General features: G+C 57.2%; 19 protein-coding genes and 7 pseudogenes. 10 read left to right on the top strand and 16 right to left on the bottom strand.

Annotation, left to right across the window (positions count from 1 at the left end; translation table 11 throughout):
* Positions 1-249 precede the first annotated feature (249 nt).
* Positions 250-648 (bottom strand): hypothetical protein, encoded by a 399-nt coding sequence (locus ACPYOI_RS28085; RefSeq protein WP_481419948.1) that lies wholly within the window; start codon positions 646-648, stop codon positions 250-252.
* Positions 649-698: 50 nt separating this feature from the next.
* On the bottom strand, positions 699-950 hold the full coding sequence (locus ACPYOI_RS28080; protein WP_481419955.1) for a hypothetical protein: 252 nt from the start codon (positions 948-950) through the stop codon (positions 699-701).
* Here ACPYOI_RS28080 and ACPYOI_RS28075 point away from each other — a divergent pair.
* Positions 849-2,236: pseudogene (locus tag ACPYOI_RS28075) on the top strand (ISKra4 family transposase). The gene ACPYOI_RS28080 and the pseudogene ACPYOI_RS28075 overlap by 102 nt on opposite strands.
* Positions 2,237-2,256: 20 nt before the next feature.
* Here the strand turns inward: ACPYOI_RS28075 and ACPYOI_RS28070 are convergent.
* Together ACPYOI_RS28070 and ACPYOI_RS28065 are read right to left on the bottom strand one after the other, a co-directional pair.
* A complete protein-coding gene (locus ACPYOI_RS28070) occupies positions 2,257-2,397 on the bottom strand; it encodes a transposase (protein ID WP_481419949.1) in 141 nt (46 codons plus the stop codon).
* Positions 2,394-2,693, bottom strand: a pseudogene (locus ACPYOI_RS28065) (3-oxoacyl-[acyl-carrier-protein] synthase III C-terminal domain-containing protein); the annotation flags it as partial. The pseudogene ACPYOI_RS28065 and the gene ACPYOI_RS28070, both read right to left, overlap by 4 nt.
* A gap of 277 nt (positions 2,694-2,970) precedes the next feature.
* Here ACPYOI_RS28065 and ACPYOI_RS28060 point away from each other — a divergent pair.
* The 3 genes and pseudogenes from ACPYOI_RS28060 to ACPYOI_RS28050 all read left to right on the top strand — a co-directional run bounded on the left by ACPYOI_RS28060 (position 2,971) and on the right by ACPYOI_RS28050 (position 4,907).
* Positions 2,971-3,528, top strand: a complete 558-nt coding sequence (locus ACPYOI_RS28060) for a tetratricopeptide repeat protein (protein WP_481419950.1) — start codon at positions 2,971-2,973, stop codon at positions 3,526-3,528.
* Between the two features lie 35 nt (positions 3,529-3,563).
* Positions 3,564-3,996: pseudogene (locus ACPYOI_RS28055) on the top strand (RNA polymerase sigma factor); the annotation flags it as partial.
* Positions 3,997-4,781: 785 nt separating this feature from the next.
* Positions 4,782-4,907, top strand: coding sequence for a hypothetical protein (locus ACPYOI_RS28050; protein WP_481419951.1), 126 nt, complete (start codon positions 4,782-4,784; stop codon positions 4,905-4,907).
* Between the two features lie 406 nt (positions 4,908-5,313).
* Here ACPYOI_RS28050 and ACPYOI_RS28045 read toward each other — a convergent pair whose 3' ends face one another.
* Both ACPYOI_RS28045 and ACPYOI_RS28040 read right to left on the bottom strand, forming a co-directional pair.
* Complete coding sequence (locus ACPYOI_RS28045) at positions 5,314-6,615, bottom strand: condensation domain-containing protein (protein ID WP_481423640.1); 1,302 nt, start codon at positions 6,613-6,615, stop codon at positions 5,314-5,316.
* A 133-nt stretch (positions 6,616-6,748) separates the two neighbouring features.
* The gene (locus ACPYOI_RS28040) at positions 6,749-7,900 is read right to left on the bottom strand and encodes a serine hydrolase domain-containing protein (protein ID WP_481423639.1); all 1,152 of its coding nucleotides are present in this window, start codon (positions 7,898-7,900) and stop codon (positions 6,749-6,751) included.
* Positions 7,901-8,223: 323 nt separating this feature from the next.
* On the opposite strand from ACPYOI_RS28040, the gene ACPYOI_RS28035 reads away from it, so the two are divergent.
* Positions 8,224-8,583 carry a DUF1127 domain-containing protein gene (locus ACPYOI_RS28035; RefSeq protein WP_481423638.1) on the top strand — a complete coding sequence of 120 codons (360 nt, stop codon included), beginning with the start codon at positions 8,224-8,226 and terminating at the stop codon, positions 8,581-8,583.
* Here the strand turns inward: ACPYOI_RS28035 and ACPYOI_RS28030 are convergent.
* Positions 8,488-8,709, bottom strand: a pseudogene (locus ACPYOI_RS28030) (DAHL domain-containing protein); the annotation flags it as partial. The gene ACPYOI_RS28035 and the pseudogene ACPYOI_RS28030 sit on opposite strands and share 96 nt — an antisense overlap.
* A 173-nt stretch (positions 8,710-8,882) precedes the next feature.
* Positions 8,883-9,272 carry a cytochrome-c peroxidase gene (locus ACPYOI_RS28025; RefSeq protein ID WP_481419954.1) on the bottom strand — a complete coding sequence of 130 codons (390 nt, stop codon included), beginning with the start codon at positions 9,270-9,272 and terminating at the stop codon, positions 8,883-8,885.
* A 131-nt stretch (positions 9,273-9,403) separates the two neighbouring features.
* On the opposite strand from ACPYOI_RS28025, the pseudogene ACPYOI_RS28020 reads away from it, so the two are divergent.
* Positions 9,404-9,692, top strand: a pseudogene (locus ACPYOI_RS28020) (transposase); the annotation flags it as partial.
* 203 nt (positions 9,693-9,895) lie between these two features.
* On the opposite strand, the gene ACPYOI_RS28015 reads toward ACPYOI_RS28020, so the two are convergent.
* Positions 9,896-10,450: a GXWXG domain-containing protein gene (locus tag ACPYOI_RS28015; RefSeq protein ID WP_481423637.1), complete on the bottom strand. Its 555-nt coding sequence runs from the start codon at positions 10,448-10,450 to the stop codon at positions 9,896-9,898.
* A 108-nt stretch (positions 10,451-10,558) separates the two neighbouring features.
* Positions 10,559-11,116: a DUF4142 domain-containing protein gene (locus ACPYOI_RS28010; RefSeq protein WP_481420196.1), complete on the bottom strand. Its 558-nt coding sequence runs from the start codon at positions 11,114-11,116 to the stop codon at positions 10,559-10,561.
* Positions 11,117-11,246: 130 nt separating this feature from the next.
* On the opposite strand from ACPYOI_RS28010, the gene ACPYOI_RS28005 reads away from it, so the two are divergent.
* The 3 genes and pseudogenes from ACPYOI_RS28005 (at position 11,247) to ACPYOI_RS27995 (ending at position 13,991) form a co-directional block, all read left to right on the top strand.
* Positions 11,247-11,447, top strand: coding sequence for a hypothetical protein (locus ACPYOI_RS28005; RefSeq protein ID WP_481420197.1), 201 nt, complete (start codon positions 11,247-11,249; stop codon positions 11,445-11,447).
* A 37-nt stretch (positions 11,448-11,484) separates the two neighbouring features.
* Positions 11,485-11,673, top strand: a pseudogene (locus ACPYOI_RS28000) (GNAT family N-acetyltransferase); the annotation flags it as partial.
* A gap of 1,325 nt (positions 11,674-12,998) precedes the next feature.
* The gene (locus ACPYOI_RS27995; protein WP_481423636.1) at positions 12,999-13,991 is read left to right on the top strand and encodes a magnesium transporter CorA family protein; all 993 of its coding nucleotides are present in this window, start codon (positions 12,999-13,001) and stop codon (positions 13,989-13,991) included.
* A gap of 141 nt (positions 13,992-14,132) precedes the next feature.
* Here the strand turns inward: ACPYOI_RS27995 and ACPYOI_RS27990 are convergent, their stop codons facing one another.
* The 6 genes from ACPYOI_RS27990 to ACPYOI_RS27965 all read right to left on the bottom strand — a co-directional run bounded on the left by ACPYOI_RS27990 (position 14,133) and on the right by ACPYOI_RS27965 (position 19,354).
* A complete protein-coding gene (locus tag ACPYOI_RS27990) occupies positions 14,133-14,882 on the bottom strand; it encodes a methyltransferase family protein (RefSeq protein ID WP_481417884.1) in 750 nt (249 codons plus the stop codon).
* A gap of 14 nt (positions 14,883-14,896) precedes the next feature.
* The gene (cmoA, locus tag ACPYOI_RS27985; RefSeq protein ID WP_481423635.1) at positions 14,897-15,655 is read right to left on the bottom strand and encodes a carboxy-S-adenosyl-L-methionine synthase CmoA; all 759 of its coding nucleotides are present in this window, start codon (positions 15,653-15,655) and stop codon (positions 14,897-14,899) included.
* A 526-nt stretch (positions 15,656-16,181) separates the two neighbouring features.
* The gene (locus tag ACPYOI_RS27980) at positions 16,182-16,979 is read right to left on the bottom strand and encodes a class I SAM-dependent methyltransferase (protein ID WP_481423634.1); all 798 of its coding nucleotides are present in this window, start codon (positions 16,977-16,979) and stop codon (positions 16,182-16,184) included.
* A gap of 904 nt (positions 16,980-17,883) precedes the next feature.
* Entirely contained in the window at positions 17,884-18,327 is a 444-nt protein-coding gene (locus tag ACPYOI_RS27975; protein WP_481417887.1) for a hypothetical protein, read from the bottom strand.
* Between the two features lie 10 nt (positions 18,328-18,337).
* Complete coding sequence (locus ACPYOI_RS27970) at positions 18,338-18,730, bottom strand: hypothetical protein (RefSeq protein WP_481423633.1); 393 nt, start codon at positions 18,728-18,730, stop codon at positions 18,338-18,340.
* A 66-nt stretch (positions 18,731-18,796) separates the two neighbouring features.
* Entirely contained in the window at positions 18,797-19,354 is a 558-nt protein-coding gene (locus ACPYOI_RS27965) for a hypothetical protein (protein WP_481423632.1), read from the bottom strand.
* Positions 19,355-19,918: 564 nt separating this feature from the next.
* On the opposite strand from ACPYOI_RS27965, the pseudogene ACPYOI_RS27960 reads away from it, so the two are divergent.
* Positions 19,919-20,180, top strand: a pseudogene (locus tag ACPYOI_RS27960) (BA14K family protein); the annotation flags it as partial.

The following is a 20,180-nucleotide window of genomic DNA, read 5'->3' as shown; positions in this document are numbered from 1 at the left end:
GTGAAGGTCGTTCCCTGTGATAGGAGCAGCAGCCTTGGTGGAAACCGCAGACAGACTTAGGATTACCGCGGTGAATGTAATCGCCTTGTAGCTCATATTGCACCCCGATTGCCTCTGTCACAGCCTTAGCACAACCTGGGCAAACTATGGAATTGACCCCAAAATGTTTCGGCCAAATTTCTGAGTGGCCCAATCGGAGATACCGCTGCGCGGTCAACAGAGGCAGAGCCTCCCTCCATAGGGGAAACCTCAGTGCCTCTTAAAAGGTCCTTCTTCATTCTCGTTGCGATTCAGCCGCTCGACCAACTCCTCGGCCTCCTCTTCGGTGAGCATATCCATGACCATCCCATCGATAACGACCGCCTGTCCGGTCACCGCATCAACTACCGTCCAGTAGTTGTTGAGGTTCTTGCGAAAGCTATATCGATCGGCTGCCATGACGTGTGCCTTTTGGTCCTGAGGCGCGACCTTAGCCTTCCTCCTCCCCTTCTCTTGGGCATTAAGGATAAATTCAAGGTTCCTAGCGGTATCGTGCGGTAACCGATCGAGAACCGCTCCGTTCTTTTCCGCAGCCTTTCCTTCGCGGTAGTCTATGACACGCCAACTGCCGTCAGGGTTCTCCTCTAAACCGTAGCGCCTGTAGGGCATTGGTTCGCCTAACGATTCGGATGTGCCACCCTCGCACAAAGGTGCTGGAGTCAATCGCACCAGTGGTTCCGGTGCCTCGGCCGCCACTCTCGAGCGAAGCCTTCCCGCAATAGTGTCTGGCCTATCTCCTGGCCATTCGCCGCTAGATATTCACCAGCGGCCGTCTTGTCGATCGCGCCGCTCCCCGGAAAGAAGTTCGTATCGACAAAAGCTGGGAGCGCCTGTTCGAGGGAGAAATTGGCTTCTCGATCAATGACGGCAAAAAGATACTCGCGGCGCTGCAGAGCGCGGTCGTAGGCCACGAGGCGGAAACCTTTTGTCTCTTTCGTCGAGTCTGGCCGGATTGCCATGCATTCCGGCCAGTCAAGGATTACACGACTCGCCGGCTCCGAACCGTGTTCGGCACGGTAGAGGTGCGCAATCCTCGCTGGATGTTGTGTCGGGATTGCTATCCGGGCATGATTGCCGCCTTCGCGCCGCTGAAGGAAATTTGTCCCGATCGAGCGACGCCAGAGTTGATGGAGCTGACGGCGCGGCTGGGGAGTACGGTGCCATATCGGCAGGCGGCAAAGGTGCTTACCGATTTTCTGCCTATTGAGCCTACCGAGATGCACGCGACCGTGCGCAAGCGCACCCTCAAGATTGGGGAGCGCCTCGACGACCAGACCGTCCAGGAAATATGGCATACGAGGGCTCAAATGGATGAACGACACCAGCTTGAAATGCAGCTTCCTGGCGATCGGCGCAAAGAGTTTGTCATCAGCATCGATACGGCCCACGTTCGCAGCGCCGAGCCCAATTCGGCGAGAAATTTCGAGCTCGTAGTAGCGAGATGCGGCCGCGGTGGACGAGGTGAAACCGATAGCCGCTATTTCGTCACCAGCAGCACTGAGCAACATGCAATCCGCAATCACGCTCTTCATGCTCTCCAAGAAATAGGATATCGCGGCTTTGGCGACGTGACGGTGATTTCGGACGGCGCCGACATCCTGAAGCGGTTTCCCCGCGCCATGCCGCAACCGACGGCCCATATCATAGACTGGTCCCCATCGCCATGAAGATCCAGCCCATGCAGCAGATCGCCGCTCACGTCGCTCGATCCCAATCCGCTTTCGCTGAAATTTTACCCTGCATCGACGACAGGGACATCAGGGCCCTGAAATGGCGCCTATGGCACGGGCGGGTCGATCGCACGATTCACGACCTAGAGAGACTTCTCTCCAGTTTGAAGCAATCGGAGGGGAAAGCCGACTTCTCGATCCCACGCCTTCATAACCTTGGCACGTAGCTCCTGACCTATGTCCGATCGAATCGCACCTCGATCATCGACTATGGAAAGCGCCACCGCGCCGGCCTTCGGGTTGCCACGACCCTCGCCGAGTCAGCGGTGAACTCGCTCGTCGCCAAGCGGATGGTGAAAAAACAGCAAATGCGCTGGTCCCTTCAAGGTGCCCACATGCTCATGCAGCTCCGGGTGGCCGAACTGAACGGTGCACTCCGCAACCGGCTTCGGATTCCTTTCCGACTGCCAGAACCGAACGTGCCACCAAGTTTCAAGCCGAAGCCGCTTCTGCTGCGTGCCGCCTGACCCCAGAGAAATTACCGATCTCACCAGAGCTGAATGAGGTTGGCTGAGACGCCATAGGTTCGTTGGGCATCGCCGCGGCCGATGATGCCGTTACGAATATCCTGACAAAGCTGCAGCTTGAACTGCGTCGAGTGCCGTCTGTATGGGCCTCGTGATTTCATGAGCCTTCTCCGCAAGATGCCGTCCTCCGCAGAGTGACGCAGCTGGCCGAAAAGCCCGGTCCCATCGCAATCATCGCTGCGCGGTCCGGCAGACCGGCTTGGATGACGCGTTCCAGCACGAAGAGCACGGTCGGCGAGGACATGTTGCCATAGTCGGACAGCACTGAGCGCTCGTGATCGAGCGAACCGGGCGAAAGCGCCAGCGCGCTTTCCATCGCTTCCAGCACCCTGGTACCGCCCGGGTGGCAGACAAAGCGGTCGATGTCCCGGCGCGAAAGCCCGTTGCGGGCAAGGATGCCGTCCCAGCAAAGAGGCGGGCGGAAGCCGCGGCAGCTTCTGCCTGCGTGATGACGTGTTCCGGCACCGCAACCGCGAGGCTCAGCAATTTCACCATATCGCTCACTGCATTCTCCTTGTTGCCCGGCGGTAAAGCTGAGAACACCTGGCACGGCGATTTATTCGGGCCGCCAGCGTCACAAAAGGGTGATGCAAAAAATGCCTACCGCCGTCCGAATAAAATGCGGGCCAGGGGTGTTCTTTCGGCGCAACGTCATTTTCCACGGAGATATTCCCATGACGACCACGACTGTTCGTATTGCTTCTCTCGTTTTTGGCGGCTTCATCGCCGCCTCCATGCTTTCCACCCCGGTCTTCGCAATTGGCGGCGCTAGCGGCAGCAACAGCGACAGCGGCGCGACCACGCCCGTTTGCAAAAAGGGCCAAATCTACGACAAAAAGTCGAAGAGATGCGTGAAGCAGCAAGGCGCCAACGTGACGGACCAAAACCGCACCGATTATGCCTATTCGCTGGCGAAGGCCGGCCGATACGAAGAGGCGCTGGCGACGCTTGATACCGTCAAGGATCAGAACAATGCGCAAGTGCTGAACTATCGCGGCTACGCTACGCGCAAGCTCGGCCGTACGGATGAAGGCATCACCTATTACCTCAAGTCGGTAAAGCTCGACCCGCAATATGCGCAGGTTCGTGAATATCTCGGCGAAGCCTATGTCATCAAAGGCCGCGTCGACCTTGCCAAAGAACAGCTAGGCATCATCAAGACGATCTGCGGCACCGACTGCGAGCCATATGAGGACCTCAACGCGGCTATCATCAATCCGACGAAGATGTAAATCGAGGCAGGACGCGGGGCGGATGGGATATTCGGATGTCGGTCGCGCGTACCACATTTCCTGCGTATAGTCGCCCGAAAATGGAATCGCCGGCTCAGCCGGCGATCTCCAGAAGAAGAACCGGGGCGGAGGCGGTCATCGCGAGCGAAGCGGACATCAGAAAGGGCCTGACGGAGAACTTTGCCAAGCTCTGGCGTTATGGCCTCGTATTCTCGCGCCAGCGTGATGTGGCCGATGATCTCGTCCAGCAGACCTGCGTCCGGGCGCTTGAAGCGTGTTGCGCAATTCGAACAGGGAACCCGGCTCGATCGCTGGCTGTTTTCGATCCAGCATTCGATCTGGCTGAACGAGATCCGCTCCCGCAAGGTCCGCCAGGGCAGGGGCTTCGCGGATCCGGAGGAAGCGCTGGTCTTCGACGGAGCCCGCGACACCGAAACACACGTGATGGCAAACCAGGTGCTGCGGCGGCGCAGAAGGCCGCTAATAGAGCCGCGGCGGTACTATCTTCTCGGAGCAGCCTATTGACCGATGCTCGTAGAAGGGATCGAGCTTCGTCGTACTCACCGTCACTCATTCGGTACCGATGAAGCGGACGACCATCTGGCAATTGAAGACCGCGCCGAAAGAGAAACTTCTTGAACCATCTTCCGACTGCATCCATGGGGGAGACGGTTTGACGTTGGCGGCTTTGCGTAATGCATTCAGTGCCGCGACGGCTGAAAGCGTTCAACATGCGCTGGTTGGTCGGACATGCGGCCGCATGATCCGAGAGTCGCCGATTATGAGTTGGATGCTTGCTACCATGGAACAAGCAGGAAATGTGCTTCCGCGAAACCGAGATTCTTATCGTCTGCCGGAAGCCTAGATCTGCGTGATTGGGAGAGGATTTCAACCGCAGACTACAACCGCATCATCGCCGACATTGCTCGACTCGAGGTCGCGGCGACGCCATCTCCCAACGAGGCAGAGCGTATTTTAGGGGACGTCATGACCCCAATTCTGCAGAGCGACGGGTTCGATCTGGTTCGGCAGCGCGGCTCTGGTCAACGCGACGACGGCCTGAGTTTCAGTAGTTTCCGCGGCGAGGCGACCTCCGGTGTTGACGCAAAGCATCGTTATCGAGACGAAATTTTACTCGAGAGTTCGACGGGTCTGCCCAAGACGTCAATACATTGATTAGAGCAGGGCTCACATAGGAGATCGGCCGAGTAGTTCTTGTAAGCGATTTAGGCTTTTCGGCTGGCGCGCTTGCAATGGTGGAGCGAAACCTTTCGCTTTCGGTTGAACTGAAGGCGCTGGTGGATCTACGTAATTGGCTGGAACTTATCCGCGAAGATCAGCCGGACATCGAAGCAGAAGTGAGAATCTTGCTGCGTTGAGCGAACGATTTTCTCGACTGATTGCGCAGTATCCCTCCGCCTCGGCCATTTGGAATAGCTGGATGTCGAGCGCACCATCGCTGAGGTGTTCGACGGGCTCGGCTTTCGAGTGACGCTCACCCCTGGCTCTTGCACACGAGGTCGCTGGAACGCTTGCCACATATTCCGTCGAGATCAAGCGGGTCCTCGAAGCGAGTGTGGGCCGATGCCGTTGCTAAGCTTCTGAAGGTTATCGTCAAAGAAAAGAAAGATGGCGGTCTGTTTTGTCGACCTATGGTTTACAGAGAACGCGTTTGCGCAACTCACCACGATCGAAAAGGAGACGCTCAAATTTGGGGATCAGGAGAGAATGGTCACACATTGCCGAACATATGGGAAAGCGAAACCCGGTATATGGTCACTGACCTTAGATGCAGGCATCGATGAGTTCCTGGCGGACTTTTTCCAGGAATGAATAGATGTGTCTGGGGCTGGTCTGCACGATCGTCAGCTGACCGCCGATAGTCGCGGCTCCAATAACACGCTCGTTCGTGAAACGCCCCTGAACGAATGGCCCCCATAATGTCTTGAGTGTCGTGCCGCCGACCTTGCGCGGAATCGGAACGTTGCCGAGATTTGCTAGAACCACGTCGTATTGCATCGACGCAAAAATGCCTGCCGCCAGTTCAGGATCCGCTTCGCGAGGAAGCACCGACTGCAGCATGCCAACGCGACGGCGCAGCGCCTCCTCGGTTCGTCCCGCTTTGAGAGACTCAATTGCTTCTCGGGCGATATCCCAGAACTCTAAGCGCGGCGCGGATTGGAATTGAACAGGCTCCAGATCGGCGAGCATCGTGCATATGCCCTCGATTGCTCCTAGATGCCTACGACGGCTGATCGCGTTCGCAACGGTGATCACCTGCTGATCCAGATCGTTTGCCAGGCTGCAGACGATTGCCGCACAGAGCGCGCCCTGAACGGTTGTGCCGTTGGAGCGGCATTTAGTTAGGAGAAGGTCGGTGAAACTACGCGAGAGGGAGAGCGACGAAACGGAAGGGCGGTCTCCTTTGAACGGCCGCCAGAGCGGTGCATCCGCGAGGCATCGAAGCTGTTGGAGTTCCTGGTCCGACGCCTTGCTCATCGCAATGCCGGCGCCGTCCGATTGCACTCGCTCCGCCGCGAGGTGGTCCATCGGCTTGGACAACGGGAGAGCAGGTAATTCCCGACCCTCCAAAGCTTCCATCAAGTCGCGAATAATATAGGCGGCAGACAGCCCATCCGCGATCGCGTGGTGGAACGTCAAGACAACAATCGACAGAGGCCGTCCATAGAGCATTGTCGCTCGCATCAATGGCCCATCGGAGGCCTTGATGTCCGAGGCAAGCTCCTTCTCCACGATTGAGCGCCAATCGAGGCCTGCAAAACGACGCTCGAAAACAACGCTGATCGGCTCGTCGCAGCGATTGAACACAAGTTCACCATCAGCGCCATTCGAAATAGATGCCGAAAGCAAAGCGTGACGTTTTTGAACTTCATCGAAGGCGTTGCGATATTCGATCGGACTTTTCTTGCTCTGGACCTCTGCGACGATGCAGAAATGGCGGGGGTGCTCGACTGAATAGCCGTGCAGAAGTAGTTCGAACGCGCCCAGCTTGCGGAGAAGAGCCGGATCGGACGGCGTCTTTTCTTTGGTAGGCTGGCAGTCGTATGCATCGAGTTTGTATCGCACGAGAACATCCTTTGCGCTCAGTAACTGCCGCAAGGGTGAGATGACCGCGTTTCCATCCGATGGCAAAAACTTGATACTTGATTACGATCGCAACCGGAACCGAGCACGCTTAATCGCAAGGTCGGCGCTGGGCTCAGGCGAAATTGCGATAGATGCTCTTTTCCAGGCCGGCCATCGCCGCCATGAATGGCGGATCGAGAAATGGCAGCAATTGCGTCATCACTACGACAGCGATATCGCGCCGGGTATCGAACCAGAAGTGTGTGTTGAGCAAACCGCCCCAAAATTGAGATCCCTCACTGCGCATACCCGCGACACCCTCCTGCATGCGGGCGAAACCGAGGCTGTGGCCCTTTCTCGTGCGAGGGAAGAATGCAAAGTCATACGAGCTGTGTGGGACACAACGCGACAATTCCGGAAGCGTCAATTCACCAAGCTGATTAGCAAGAAACGACGTTGCCGTGTCGGTGGAGATCAATCTTTGTCCATCCAGTTCGCCGTGATTGAGCCACATGCGCAGGAAGCGCATGTAATCGGCGGGAGTTGAGTAGAGTGCGTGCCCCATTGCATAGAATTCGGGGATCCTGGGGACCGCAACATCCACGGGAACTGCCGCCAGGCCGCCGTCGGGACGGCGTAGAAAGATGTCTCCTACCACATCCGCCCTGCCGGGTTCGAAGACAGTGTGCGTCATCTGGAGGGGCTCAAAGATTTCCTCCCGACAAAAGCGGTCGATCGGCCGCCCATCGATCGTTTCAATAACGAGCCCCAGCCAATCGATACCGGTACCGTACTGCCAACGCGTCCCTTGGTCGAAACGGAGTGGATAAAGGAGCCCCTCCTTAAGACCGGACATGATCGTTGGCTTGCCGGTCCGGCCGAAATAGTGGGCGAGAACAGGATCGTAATACTCGTAAGCGAGACCAGATTGATGGGTTGCCAGTTGCAGAAGCGTCGCTCCCGGGCGTGGCCGCCGGAAAAACGCTACGTTCCCACGCATCCCGTCCAACACTTCCAGGCTATTGGATTGCGGGAGAACGGCTGCGACCGGCCAATTCCAATCAAGTTGTTTCCGCTCAGCGAGGATAGCGGCACCCGTGGCGGCAATCGCCTTCGTCATCGAAAAGATGCGGAACAGGGTTTGGTCGCTTGCTTCAATATCCCCGGCAGCATTGCCGGCCTGACCTGTCCACACCGTCCCGTCCGAGCGTCCTACGCTGGCGACAATATAAGGCACCTGCCGCCTCTGCACGGCATCAAGAAGAAGATCGTCGAGATATTGCATAACACGCTTGCCAGATGTCAGGGCTCATCCGTCAGCGCGCGAGAATGTCACAGCATGCCTGCGCCGGATGCCCTCGCAAAGTGGCTGGGCTATGGCGCAGCGAAATTGCAAAATCGCATTAAAAGATTTCTTTTGAAATGGATTGGAAGCCTTGGCTATTGGTGAGGAGCGCATGCCTACGCCGCACAGAGCTGAACTGCGCGGCTGATGTCCAACAGTTGCAGCTGAAACACGGTGGCTCGAAGGCAAAATGAAGCGGTAGCTTGGTCAAGCAAAATTCAAAGCACAGGCACAAACGTCTGTTGACCGAATGGAGCAATGCGATGAGCTATTTTTTCAATCTGATCCACCTGTCGCCGAGCCACTACACCGATTTGCAGGAGGAGCGTCGCTCTCCTGCACAACCGCGGAACGTTCCCGGGCGGCATTGTGGCATCGCGACAGTCATAGGTCGGTTTTTGGCTTCGGTCCGTCATTTTCGTGAGCTCCGAGAGGCTGAGGCTCAACTGGCGGCGCTCGATGATCATGTGCTGAAGGATATCGGCATTCCGCTGCGTTTCCTGATAGTTGCTGGCGTGCATGGCACTCAGCATTTGGATGGCGATCGACTGCGAATTTTGCAGGAGACCATTGTTGGTCTTGAACTGCTCGATCAGCGCCTCATCCTCGTCGACACAAGATGATACCTGGGAGAGTTCCTTTTCCAGACGGCCAGGATTCGTAAGCCCCGCCTGTCTGATCAGCCCCGACAATCTGGATGCCGAAAGTCGAAGCTGCACGACGGAATTGGCAAGCGGATCGTAGTTCAGCAGCAGCCCAGCTCGCGCCTGTAAAGCGTCGCGCTGCAGTGAGGCATGATTGATGTCGATCGACCCTCAAAGCCGTCATGATCGCTTCGTGAACCTCACGGGAGGGTACTCGTCCACGCGCCAACAGTGCGAACGAGACCGCGCCGACGATTAACAGAGCGATCCGCCAGAGTTCAATCATGCTTCTGCGTGTCGGCCGTTTGAAGCTGTTTTCCATGATACTCGCCCGTCAAGGCCTTCAAGAAGGCGACCAGAGATTGGATTTCGGTCTGCGAGAGGGTGCGGCCGAGCTGCACCGTTCCCATCACCGCGACCGCTTCCGGCAAGGTCTTCGCCCGACCATCGTGGAAATAGGGTGCTGTTACCGCAACGTTTCGCAGGCTCGGAACGCGAAAGACCCCTTTATCATCGACATCGCCTGTCAGGGTGAACCGGCCGAGATCGCCATCAGCGCTATCCCCGGGTGGAGGCTCGGCGTAAATGCCGAAGCTCTGAAACATGTTGCCGCCGAGGTTCGAACCCTGATGGCACGACGCGCACCCGTAATTTCTGAAAAGCTGCATCCCGGCAGTCGCGTCAGCCGAGAGAGCACTCGGATCACCATGAGATACCGATCGAAATCGGAGTTTGGTGTTGTTAGTGACCGTTGTTAGGTCGCAAGTGCGTCCCGCGTTGCCAAACGATCAGAGTTTCGAACCGCGGCACCGAATTCACCGACTGGCCCTATCTGCAGGCCGGCATCGGCACGCAGACCTGGTTCTGTGATCCGCAATCAACCCTGGCAGAAAGGCACTGTCGAAAACACCAACGGCCGCGCGCGAAAATGGCTTTCGAGAGAGGTCGATCCACTGTCGATCTCCGATTGCGACCTGAAGGACCTCTGCGACCGGCTCAATTCAACACCACGCAAGTGCCTCGGCTACAAGACGCCTGCCGAGGTCTTCCGGCAGAAGCTTCTGGCGCAGACGAGGCGTACCGGATAGCCTGACGCATCTCGCAAGTCGCGGTTCGGCATGAACTCACATATCAGCATGCTTGTGAAAACGGGATGTGGGTCAATGGTTCACATCCCTTCAAGAGCAATAACAGCTCCGACGCCAGGCGCTGCCTGCCTTCTTAGGCCAGGTGCGGGTCAATCTTTCTCCAAAGGCGCGCACGCACCACCACAAAGCGGCCGTCCGGCGTCTCAAGGAACGGCTCGCCCTTGGTCACGAGCCCCTCCATCTATCGCTCGGTCGACTTTTCGCAACCGAAAGAAATACCTCCGATCATCTCCGTCGACGACCATCATCCCGGCGACTTCGTTGTGGTCGACGCGCCGGAAAAAGTCGGTGATCGGCTGGCGGTCGTAGACCATCGCGGCGGTCTCCGCGCCGTCGATCATTCGCAGGGTGAGCATCGCCGTTGTGCCGCGGGCGCGGAAGAGCTTCTGGAGGTATGAGAACCAGTTCCGGGCGACGAAAGTCCGGCCGAAGGAGGCCAAGCGGATCACTGTCCTGATGGGGAAGAAGGACGGCTCGATCGGAACCAACCGGCCCGGCCGCCATTGGAAGAGCAGGGCGTCTGCCTTCAAGTCGGGGTGGAACCGCTTGCCGAACCACTGAAGGTTCTCCAGCACGCCATCGAGCGGGTGATCCGCCGCGATCCCTTCGCCGCGCCAGAGGCCCACCATCTCTTCCGGGAGCACGGGATCGAGCGTCTGAAACCACTTGCGTCTCGCCTTCTGCAGATCTGAAATCATTCCGCACCTCCGGTCCGGTAATGAGAACAGATCACGAGAGTTCCGGAACGATGATAACGAAGAAGGGCAGAGTTCGCTCCGGCCTTCTGGGCGATGTCTGCAAGACGATCAGCCGACCTTCGACTTCAGCATGTCGAGATGGTCGATGTGTTCCTTTATCTGACCGCGGGCGAGCTTGGTAACGCTGAGGCGCTCCCGGTTCTGTCCGATCTTCAGGTAGTCCTCCTGGATCGTCAGCAGCTTCTTGTGGCCGTCCAGCTGGGCGGTCACGTATGCCTTGTCGAAGTCCTGGCCAGACGCTGCCTTCAGCTTGTCGAGCGACGACTTGCCTTCGGGGTCGAGCATAGCTTCGACTTCGGACTCGGTCGGCGGCTTCAAAGCGCCCTCTGCCTTGCCGTCGGTTTCCATCGATTTCAGGATGTCGGCGATTGTCTCCTGCTCGGCGACTTCCCATTTCGCGAATTCCTTCACCATCGGGTCGGATGCCTTGTCGACGGCGACGCGGCTTGTCGCCAGCGACAGCGAGCCGACCTTCTTCGTCTCGTCGGCGTGCTTCTTTTCAGCGTCGCCGGGAGCAGCGGCCGTCTGGGCGAAAGCAGGCATGGAAAGGAATGCCGGGACGGCGGCGGCGAAGGCTGCGGATGTCAGAAGGGCGCGGCGGTTCATGAAGATCTCCTCGTTGGAACGCGACACCGAACCTCGTCGGCGGCTGAAAGTTCCGGCATGATCCATGGCGATGCCTGGATCGGAACTTCCTTTCGCCGGGAGGGTTAGCTTGTGAGAAGGAGCAATCACCATGGGAATGAACAAGCCGAAGGACGGTGCGCCAGGCACCACGGACCAGTCGCCGCGATGGGAAGGCCCACAGGAAAACACGCCGCGAGGATATCTGCCCGCAAAGGACGATCCCGACCGCGCGGAAGACGCCAATGAAGAGACCAATGCCGATCCTGAGGTCAAGAAGATCTCGGACGGGCTGAAGCAGAAGGGCGAGTGAGGCGTATCCCACCGTCCTCAAGCGCGAGCATTCGCATGAGGGCTACATCTGGAGCGTCTATACGGATCCCGCCCGTCGAGCGCAGGGCGTCGCCAGGCGACTTGTCGAGATGGCGATCGATCACCTTGAGCGATGCGGCTGCACATGGTCGTTCTGCACGCCTCCGAAGCCGGAAAGAAGCTGTATTCGGGCCTGGGATTCGAACTCGCGACCGAGATGCGATTGAAGTTCTCGTCGACCGCAAACCTTCAAACAAGCTAGCGCTGCACGGCTTTCCTAATCGTCCAAAACGTCTTCCCGAACTGTGACGACACGCTTCCTGCTCAAAAGGAGCTCCATGCACTGGCCGCCAATTTGGCTGGCATCGACGGGGTTCTTACGTCATCCAGCTTTGCCAACGCGGATGAAGGGCGGACCATCGTCGCCGACGCCCAAGCGGATGTGACGATAACATTTCTAGGTCTGTTTCTGAACAATTAGGGTAGGCGTCCATACCGAAGTGAAACGCGCGACGCACAATGTCGAAGTGGCGCTCGTACTGGATACCACCGGTTCAATGGCCGGCAGAGGATCGCCGATTTGAGAACCGCGGCGGCGGATTTGATCGATATCGTCGTCCAGGACAAGCAGACTCCGGCCTACTCGAAGGTCGCCCTTGTACCCTATTCGATGGCAGTGAACGTCGGGAAAGATGCCCAGGACATCCGCGGATCATATACATCCGGGACCTGCACCAGTCCCGGATGCCAAAAATACAAGTTCAGCAATCCATCTGGCCAGAACAATACGTTTTCGATCATCACGTGCGTCACCGAGCACTCAGGTACAGACGCCTATACAAACGTCTCGCCCAGTTCTTCCAAGTTTGGATGAACTACCCCAGTCCAATCCATCCCTGCAAAATACCATCGTTCCCCTGTCAAGCGACAAGCTCGCGCTGAAACATGCGATCAGTTCACTTCAGGCCGGCGGACCGACCGGCGGGCATATTGGGATGGCTTGGGGATGGTATCTCGTTTCACCAAATTTCGGGTATCTCTGGCCCAGCGCCAGTGGGGCGAGAGATCTCGTGGCGAAATGCGCAACGGATTCATCACAGGTCTATCTGCCGTCGACAGGGGAGGCGTTGAAGGACGCCTTCCACGCGATGGCCAAGACATATCCAAACTGAGAGTATCAAAATAAAAGCGCAAGCTGCCTTTGGTATCGTCGCCGTCTTAGTGGCTTCCCACGTTCAAACGCGCCCGTATCGCGATCAGCGCGAAGGAGATGCACCTGGTAGCACTTGCGGCAACGGGCACGGCCGTTGAGGGGCTTCCGACGCAAACCGCGTCGTTGCCGCGATCTCGTCGAGCGCCTCGGCAAAAGCCCTTGACTTGATCCACGGTTGAGCGCATTCGGACGTCGATGGCACCCGCAAACTGCCGTCGACTGAAAGGAAACCGACATGAACCCCGACAGTCGAAGTTCGACGTCATCGCCACGGCTGTTCCGGTAATTTGATCCAGGGGTCGATGCTCCGGTCAGGTCGACGGTCTTTCAGGAGAGCATATGTTGCGCACCTACTGGCACGATGCCGATCATCTGGCATTCGTCCCTTCCATCCTCACTCCAGAAACAACCGCCGTTCCGGTCTGGTACGATTTAATCAACCCGACGCCGGAGGAAGACAAATCGGTTGAGCATCAGCTCGGTATCTCCATTCCGACGCGGGACGAGATGGAAGACATCGAGTTGTCTGCCCGCCTTTATCAGGAAAGTGGGGCGGAGTTCATGACGATGACCGCGCTCACCAACCTTGATGGTGATACACCGATCAAAACGCCCATCACGTTCATTCTCAAGGGCCCGACCCTCGTTACGGTGCGATACACAGAGCCGAAGCCCTTCGACATGTTCCTGTCACGGGCCCTGCGCGGAAATGGCGGCGGCGTCTCCTGTGCGAATGGTGAGATACTGATGACCGGCTTGATCGAGGCGCTGATCGACCGGATGGCCGATGCTCTTGAGCGTCTTGGCAACGAGATCGACGGGATTTCACGGGAAGTCTTCCGCAGCAAGATCGACAAGGCCACCAAGAAGACCCGAAATCTGCAGTCGCTCATCGAGCAGATCGGCCGGAAAGGCGACTTCCTGACCGTGGTTCGGGAGAGCCTCGTCAGCATTTCCCGCCTCGTTGCCTACCATGTCGCCGTTGAGAGTGGAGACCGCAAGCTGTTGAAGGAGACACGCCAGCGCATCAAGCTGATCCAACGAGACGCTGCATCGCTTGGCGAACACGCCTCCTTCATGGCCAACAAGATCAACTTTCTGCTCGATGCCACTCTCGGCCTGATCAATCTCGAACAGAACCAGATCATCAAGATATTCTCGGTTGCTGCGGTCGTGTTCCTGCCTCCGACCCTTGTCGCTTCCATCTACGGCATGAACTTCGACTACATGCTCGAACTGCAGCTCACGCTGGGCTACCCGCTGGCGATTGTCCTGATGGTGCTCTCGGCGATTTTGCCGTTCTTTTACTTCAAGAGGCGTGGGTGGCTGTAGCCGCTTGGCGGCAGGACGAATGTTCGACACTGCGGCAAGAAATCAAAGCTCTGACCCGTCGGACGCAGAATCCATCAACCGGTTAATCGCGGCCCTGTCCTGCACATCACGCAGCCCTTGATACGACGCCTTCGTCAAGGGTCAAGCAGTTTTACTTTCGTCGAAAATGCCGCGCCTCTTGAGTAAGCTGATGGCTCCAGTAAGCATGCCGACGACAGCCATCGATGCGACTAAGAGAGACGGATAACCGGTATATTGCGTTGGATCTGGTGTGGCGGTGAGATATTCGCAAGCTTCTACAGCGATCATCGCCAAGAGAGCCGCGGAAACGGTTGAATAATCCTTGGCGATGACGCGTTTGAAATTGAATTCCATGCCTTCGGTGGACTCAGCAAACTTACTGAAGTGGGGGATCCAGCGCGGTACATCCCGACAATAGGCGCGATAGCCTTCGCCAAACTTGTTCTCAAGAAAGGCCTCTTCCGCGTAAATTATGCACTGATAGATGAAGGCGAATAACGCAACACCGGAAGCGATCACCCAAGGGCTGCCATGTTTCAGGAATATGCCGCTGTAGATCAGCATGTTGCCGACATACAGGGGATTGCGGCAGATGCCGAACATCCCTCCTGTTACCAGATCCTTGGCATAGACCTTCTTGTTAAGGCCGCCCCGCCGGATATAGGCATAACCGATGACGGTGGCGCGCAAGGCTAGACCGGAAAGCACCATAAGCAGGGCAACAATATCTGTCGCCTGTTCAGCCAATCTGCTTCCAAATATCTCGGAGGGCGGCAACATTGTAAGCAGCAATCCCACGATCATCACGGGGAATGCCTGATTGCGGAACCGGAAGAAAAAATTCCCGATGCTTATCATCGTCTTCTTCATTTGATGATCCATGCCTATTTGACCGCGATAATTCCGCAGAAATTGTACCAGCGGAAAAAGACCTCGATCTGGCGAAATCCTGTCTCTCTGAGCAGTTGGACATTTTCTTCCAGGCGGTAGGGGATCAGCACATTCTCCAAGGCTTCGCGCTTTTTCGATATCTCGATTTCCGAATAGCCGTTCCGGCGCTTGAAATCGTAATAGTGGTCGATGAAAAGCCGATTGAACATGGTGTCCTCGCTCGTGAGCTTCTCAATGAGAAGCAGACAGCCCTGCTCATTCAATCCGGAGTAGATCTGCTTGATCACGCGCTCACGATAAAGCGGGCGGACGAATTGCAGCGTCAGCAGCATGGTGACGACGCTGGCATCCGTCATCGCAAGGCCCTGGTGAAGATCGCCGACCCTCAGATCAATCTGCCTGATGGTTTCTGCCTGCTGGATTTTTACTTTGGCTTTCTCCAGCATCTCCGGTGCGTTGTCGATGCCGATGAACTTGACGCCGTCGTCCAAAAAGGCATCGAGCATCAGCAGCGTGGTCGCCGTCGAGCAGCCGATATCATAAAGATTGGTGCCGGGCCGTGCGAAATCCCGCGCCAACTCGCAGACCATGCGCTGCATTTCTTCATAGAAGGGCACTGACCGGCTCACCATGTCATCAAAAACACCGGCAACCGTGGCGTCGAAGGCAAAGTCACCGACCGGCTGGTCCTCCCGGAACACCTCGTCCTTGCGTTCGATGTGAAGCACTTTGCTCAGGTTGTTCTCCGCCATTCTGTTTGATCCTCGATTTAGGTCTACCAACGCTTTCGGGCTTCGGCACCTGGCCCCGCCAACCGCGCGAAATGCGACGGCTACTAGGCGAAGCTGACAGCAACCTGAATGGGTTATCATTCACAGCAGTGATCACCGAATTGCTGGTTTGCGCCTCGTTAGCGGCTGTCGACGGTGACGCGGTCAAGTGCCTGCCGAGCATCCAGAATATGCGATTGCTGGGAGAAGGTGTTGCGTTCGTTTCGGCCATTGATACAACCGGAGATCGGATCGCACGCGAAGGCATCAAGGAACGGAAGCTGGCTTAATCGTGAAGGGAGGGCTGAAAAACTTTTGACTGAAAATTGCTTGCGGATCGAATGGAGCGGCGTGATGGACGCAACACCTTCTCACCGGCCGCTGGTTAATATCTTCCGGGCCAATGGTGAAGAAATCGGCAAGACGCTGCTTAAGGAAGGCTTCGTTAGAGAGTGGCGGCCACGACTGCGAAATAGCTGGTGCGCTTGATCGAGCCTCCAGTTGTTGATCAGGTGGCTTGGGTCGCGGGGCGAGTTTTCATGCCGATGAAGGTTGCGCGTCGGCCATCGTGATAGCGGCTCTCAAGCCCGCTGGCCTTTGGTTTGAGACGTACGATATTGGTGAACCCGGCATATTCCAGAAGGCTTGCGACGGCGGCGGCATTAGGGGAAAACTGACAGAAGTCCGCTGGGCGCCAGCGCGATGTTGTGATGTTCGTTGCATTGGGACCCGGATTAGACACCCGGCGCATATGCCACAAAGGCCAGCGATCCAGAACGCGATTGATGATCGGAACCTTCATGAGCGAAGTGTCGACCACGATGACTTTTCGGGTGACAGCCGAAATGCGCTTTACGGCCAGCACCGGATTTTCCAGGTGGTAGAGAATGCCAAAACATAAAACGAGATCGAACGTGCCGTGTTGTTCCGAATCGAGCTCCATGAGATCGAGTCGTTCAAACCTTAGGTTATCCAGAGATAAGGCGTCTTTTACAAAGTTCGCCTGTTCGATGTAGTGAGGTTCAGTGTCAATCCCGAGGACATGGTCAGCTCCTGCTCTTGCTGCCTGCACAGCAAATCCGCCGCAGTTGCAGGCTATGTCGAGCACACGTTTGCCCTCCAATGTCCCTCCGCACGCTTCCAAGGTGCTTGCCCATGCATGATCAAGAAGCGTTTGCATTCGCGTCCGTTCTCGATCTTGACGAGAAGCAGTCGGTACGAAGGTGCTCAACCCGTAAGGCAAGTCGATGGCGTGGTGGAACGGTGCAAGGCGCTCGATGGACGCTTGAAGCGCCTCTTTGCTCATTCTGGTCCGCTGCTCCATGACATCACCTGTCGTTAAGCTGCTCATAATTCGGGAAAGGATGAGCGTCGCCGAGTTGATGGCTATAGTGAGGATTATCTAAAACCAGCCCGCGCCCGTAATGTTCCGCATTTGGGCTCCGGGGCGAGGAAGTCAAGCCATATGCTCGACGAGCCTCCCACGAAGGAAACAGCAGCACCACGTCATCTTCGCTTTGCGATTCAACAACTTCCGGTGGAACGCCCGCTCCGGTTCACTGACTCCACAATCCGAAGGGTCTAAACAGCATGAGAACGCCACTATGACGTGGACGATGTTCAGCGCATTGGAGACTCTCAGCGCATCTTCGATCAAATGACAAACGAAATCATCCTGCGTACGGTAGAAGCAGGCTGGCGCGAAATCGAGGCCTCGATAGCGTTCGCAGACGCTGAAGAGCGCTATGTAATGCATGGTCGCAGCCGTGCGGCGCGTCCGTCATGCTGCGAATGGCAACGTGACGCGGGAGACATGATTACTGGGCCCGCTATGGCGATCGCTCGCTCGGCCGGCGCTCCTGTTGGTCGTAGAAGTACCCTTGAAAATTGGCGCGGTGTTCGCCATGCAGAACAGGCAGCTGCAAATGGCGTTTCCTATTTAAGGAGGCCAACTGAGGCTGCTCTTCCGCGTTGTCCGAAGTGGGATGAGAATGATTGTTGCCGAGGGCCATCGCAATATCGGGCTCAGAGAATGCAATCTTCACAACACAATCTCAGCGGCAATACTGAAAATAAAACGAACCTTGTTGTGCGACTTCTACTGCAATAGAAAAATTTCCGCACTCTAATGAAGGACTCGTCCAAGGAGGTTCTCGCGATAGTGGGCGATCCGGCGAGCCTCGGCCCCCAAAAGGGCCGAGGCGTTTGCCTCACTGCTGGGGCAGTAGTATTTTGTTCTGGGTCGTGCTCCTTACGGGCTTTTCACCGGGTACATGCGACATCGACCGGGTGTTGCTTTCCAATTCATCGCCCTTGACGCGGGTTTTCGTTTGGGACTTACTGAATGTTCCCTGATCCATCGCCTGAGCCTTGGACTGAGCTTTAAGCTGGTTCGGATTTTCGTTTACTTTCGTTCGGCTTTGAGCTTTGCCATCGACGGTCGCCCCGCTTCCACCTGAGCCAATGGAGGAGGTGGTACCGTCGTCGGTCGCGCAGGCTCCTGCGGTTCCAAGCGTACTCGCGGAAGTGCCGCCGGCGGCGGCGCTACCTCCGGAACCAACCGTGCCCGTTGCATTGCAGGCTTGCGCCATCGCAGACGTACAGCCGATGGACGCAATGAGCGCAATGGATGCGAGTGTGATTTTCGCTCTCATTATCGGCTCCTCACTTTTTTGGTTTGATGATATCGCACGTACCGTCCGATCGGCGCGTGATGACAGTGCCATCCGGCCGGGTCACGCTCGCAGTCGAGAATGCCTGGCTGCCCGCGGTTCCAGTGGTGACGGACGAACCTGCACTAGACGAGGCGGAGCCGCCACCGGACTGCAAAGTGGTACTCTTGCCGTCTATCGTCGTGGATGACGAGACGGTCCCACCGCCGGCGGTCACTGACGATGAAGTGTCGCTTCCGCCGGAGTTCGTGCTCTCAATGACTGTGCAGGTAGTGCCATCGTCTAGCTTGATCGTTTCGGCTGACAGTGCTGCACCAGCAATACAGACAGCCATGATCGGCGGGAGAGCGAAAGTCGTTATAAGAATCGATGATATCGGGGTCATGGCCTTTGCTCCTTATGAAAGGCGCTTAGGGGCGCCGGACACGCCCCCGAGCGCCGGTGAGTGGCCTCAGCACTTGCCGCCGCTCTTCTTGGATTGTCCCGGAGGACACTTTTTGTTGCTGACGCCGTCTTGAGCGGCCCCGGCTGCACTGCCGCCTGTTCCAACCGAACTACTCGACTGACCATTGCCGGCAGAGGTTCCACCGGTACCAAGCGTGGAGAAGCCGCTGCCCGAACCCGCAGCGGAACCACCGGTCCCGACAGAGCTGCTCGACTGACCATCGCCAGCTGACGTTCCGCCGGTGCCTAGCGTCGAGGCTGAACCCGAGCCACTACCGGACCCCGCCGCCGACCCGCCCGTGCCGACTGAACTGCTCGAGGTGCCGCCGCCGGCAGACGATCCGCCTGTGCCGAGTGTGGAAGCAGAGCCGGAGCCGCAATTAGTTCCAGGCGCACAATTCGTGCCGCCCGCGGAGCTTCCACCGGTGCCGATGGTGCTGCTCGAAGTGCCACCCCCAGCACTTGTGCCGCCCGTTCCAACGGTGCTGCTGGATTGGGCGTAGGCAGACAACGTCGTCCCAGCGAGAAGAGCTGCTGCGAGCGCCGCTTGTTTTACGATGTTCATATGTATCTCCTTGGTTTTCCTCATCGCTGCGACATTGTTCGGTTGTCGAAGCTGACGGATTAACAGGTGGAGATTGCGCCGTGTTCCGAGATTGGGCTTCAGTCGGATCATGCATCCGACCTAAGGCTGACGGTAGCGGACCTATGCTTTTTGTCAGACGATTCAGCAGCGTGCCCCCAAAGGCCACTCCATGAGGCGGGCTTCTCTTTCAAACACCCAAAAAATGAACCGTTCAAACTTCTACACGGCGCTTCGCGGCTCCGGCGTCGCGGAGACCCGGCAGAAAGTCCGGGGTGCTACCGGGTCTCCTTTTGCCGCAGGGAGGATGTGCGGCGCGACAAGGTAGATCGGCACACGCAGATTGGAGCCATCGCAATGAACCGGTAGGGATAACAGCCCGTGAATATCCACCGGACGCGTCTCTGTCCGGAACACTCCCAAGGACACGACCATGAATTTTATCCCCGACTTCCGCCGGGTGCTATCGCGTGCCCAAGCGTGTTCACCTTGCGTTAATCGGGCCCGGTCCATCGTCCCGCCCCGATAATAGTGAAGGAAATAAAAATGAATGTAGTGAAAGCATTTTGCACCGGGATCGTCGCGATTTGCCTCGGCGCCACTTCTCTGACGTCTGTCTCTGCCGCTCCATTGCCGTCTATTCGTCCTGCAATCGTTGAAAATGTCGGTGTGGTTCAGGTCCGCGACGACCATCACCGGCGGCCACATCAGGGCTACGTTAGTCGCGATCAGCGTGACCGCTACGCTCACCATGAACACGTTCGCCGCGGCTACTACCACGGATATCGCGGTTATCACGAACACCGCC

The organism is Rhizobium sp. SVR5-2C (assembly GCF_056755115.1).
Note: the sequence above shows the minus strand (reverse complement) of the source record. Positions and strands in the feature narration are given on the sequence as shown.

Excerpts from the sequence above, each read along its gene's own strand:
- ACPYOI_RS28085 (WP_481419948.1), bottom strand. The coding sequence starts at position 648 with ATGCCCTACAGGCGCTACGGTTTAGAGGAGAACCCTGACGGCAGTTGG.
- ACPYOI_RS28070 (WP_481419949.1), bottom strand. The coding sequence starts at position 2,397 with ATGAAATCACGAGGCCCATACAGACGGCACTCGACGCAGTTCAAGCTG.
- ACPYOI_RS28060 (WP_481419950.1), top strand. The coding sequence starts at position 2,971 with ATGACGACCACGACTGTTCGTATTGCTTCTCTCGTTTTTGGCGGCTTC.
- ACPYOI_RS28050 (WP_481419951.1), top strand. The coding sequence starts at position 4,782 with ATGGTGGAGCGAAACCTTTCGCTTTCGGTTGAACTGAAGGCGCTGGTG.
- ACPYOI_RS28040 (WP_481423639.1), bottom strand. The coding sequence starts at position 7,900 with ATGCAATATCTCGACGATCTTCTTCTTGATGCCGTGCAGAGGCGGCAG.
- ACPYOI_RS28035 (WP_481423638.1), top strand. The coding sequence starts at position 8,224 with ATGAGCTATTTTTTCAATCTGATCCACCTGTCGCCGAGCCACTACACC.
- ACPYOI_RS28025 (WP_481419954.1), bottom strand. The coding sequence starts at position 9,272 with ATGCAGCTTTTCAGAAATTACGGGTGCGCGTCGTGCCATCAGGGTTCG.
- ACPYOI_RS28015 (WP_481423637.1), bottom strand. The coding sequence starts at position 10,450 with ATGATTTCAGATCTGCAGAAGGCGAGACGCAAGTGGTTTCAGACGCTC.
- ACPYOI_RS28010 (WP_481420196.1), bottom strand. The coding sequence starts at position 11,116 with ATGAACCGCCGCGCCCTTCTGACATCCGCAGCCTTCGCCGCCGCCGTC.
- ACPYOI_RS28005 (WP_481420197.1), top strand. The coding sequence starts at position 11,247 with ATGGGAATGAACAAGCCGAAGGACGGTGCGCCAGGCACCACGGACCAG.
- ACPYOI_RS27995 (WP_481423636.1), top strand. The coding sequence starts at position 12,999 with ATGTTGCGCACCTACTGGCACGATGCCGATCATCTGGCATTCGTCCCT.
- ACPYOI_RS27990 (WP_481417884.1), bottom strand. The coding sequence starts at position 14,882 with ATGAAGAAGACGATGATAAGCATCGGGAATTTTTTCTTCCGGTTCCGC.
- cmoA (WP_481423635.1), bottom strand. The coding sequence starts at position 15,655 with ATGGCGGAGAACAACCTGAGCAAAGTGCTTCACATCGAACGCAAGGAC.
- ACPYOI_RS27980 (WP_481423634.1), bottom strand. The coding sequence starts at position 16,979 with ATGAGCAAAGAGGCGCTTCAAGCGTCCATCGAGCGCCTTGCACCGTTC.
- ACPYOI_RS27975 (WP_481417887.1), bottom strand. The coding sequence starts at position 18,327 with ATGAGAGCGAAAATCACACTCGCATCCATTGCGCTCATTGCGTCCATC.
- ACPYOI_RS27970 (WP_481423633.1), bottom strand. The coding sequence starts at position 18,730 with ATGACCCCGATATCATCGATTCTTATAACGACTTTCGCTCTCCCGCCG.
- ACPYOI_RS27965 (WP_481423632.1), bottom strand. The coding sequence starts at position 19,354 with ATGAACATCGTAAAACAAGCGGCGCTCGCAGCAGCTCTTCTCGCTGGG.